The sequence below is a fragment of the Bradyrhizobium sp. CFUWI genome (assembly GCF_056429085.1).
This window is the reverse complement of sequence record NZ_JBWJZE010000096.1, coordinates 1-1,392: the sequence shown is the minus strand read 5'-3', so window position 1 is coordinate 1,392 and position 1,392 is coordinate 1. Positions and strand designations below refer to the sequence as shown.

Below are 1,392 nucleotides of genomic sequence, written 5' to 3'. Positions count from 1 at the left end.
TGAAGTGGACCCCATGCTGAGGACCACTGGGTCCGGTTTTTTAAGTGGAGCTGCTGCCGTTCGTTCTTCCCAGTAACTTTACGCTACTCTTGCCTGCTGCTGTTGTGGCTGTGGGGATGTGGGTAACGCGTAGCGTTGTCCAAGCTTCTCGCTTGCGAGAAGCGTCATATCCACAGCCTGTTCGCCGAATGCGCCGGTGACACCGGCCCGCCAGACCGCCATCGGCGCGCGGTTTTCCAGCGCCTGATGAGGGCGCTGGAAATTGTAAAATTCGATCCATCGGGCGATTCCGGCTTTGGCCTCGTGGCCATCCGAATAACCCTTGAGATAGATGTCCTCGTATTTGAGCGAGCGCCACAGCCGCTCGATGAACACGTTGTCCATCCAGCGCCCACGACCGTCCATCGAGATCCTGACGCCGGTGGCGGCCAGCGTGCCGGTGAAGGCGGCGCTGGTGAACTGGCTACCCTGGTCGGTATTGAAGATCTCAGGCGGGCCGAAGCGCGCCAAGGCCTCTTCGAGCGCAGACACGCAGAACGATGTGTCCATCGTGTTCGACAGGCGCCAGGCCAGCACCGCACGGCTCGCCCAATCGATGATCGCCACCAGATATAGAAAGCCCTGGCCGATCGGCACATAGGTGATGTCGGCAGCCCACACTTGATTCGGTCGGTCGATCACCATATGGCGCAGGAGATACGGGAAGATCTTGTGTCCCGGCGCCGGCTTTGTGGTTCTGGGCTTTGGTCCCAGCGCCGCGATGCCCATCTTGCGCATCAACCGCTGCACGCGCTTGCGATTGATGCGACAGCCTTCGCCATTGAGGATCGCCGTCATCCGCCGCGAGCCCAGGAACGGCCAGGCCGTGAACAGCTCGTCGATCCGCCGCATCAGCTCAAGGTCGTTGTCATTGGCCGGCAGCGGCGGCCGATACACGCTCGATCGCGCAACGCTCAGCAATTGGCATTGCCGGCGGATCGATAGACTCGCATGATCGCGCTGAAGCAATCCTCGGCGATCCGGCGCGCTCATCTTCCGGACCTCCTGGCTAAGAAATCCCGCTCAACCGTCAACTGTCCGATCTTGGCGTGGAGCTTCTCGACCTCCAGTTCGTGGGCTGCCTCGCCATCCCGACCAGCGCCCGCGTCGAACGCCCGAACCGCTTGATCCTGAAGCTGTTTCTTCCAGGCATAAATCTGATTCACATGCACCTGGTAGCGCTGTGCCAGATCCGTCACCGTTGATTGTTCTCGCAGCGCCTCCAAGGCGATCTTTGCCTTCAGCGCCGCATCGATTGTCCGTCTCGTCTTCTTCATGGTCCGCTCCGTTTATCAAAACGGAACGGCATCCGCACCACCTAAGCCGCCGGTCCAAAATCCGGGGTCCACCTCA

General features: G+C 60.6%; 1 pseudogene. It reads right to left on the bottom strand.

The features are described from left to right. Nucleotides 1–222 precede the first annotated feature (222 nt). Nucleotides 223–1,316 (bottom strand): annotated as a pseudogene (locus tag AC066S_RS38815) (IS3 family transposase); the annotation flags it as partial. Nucleotides 1,317–1,392 lie beyond the last annotated feature (76 nt).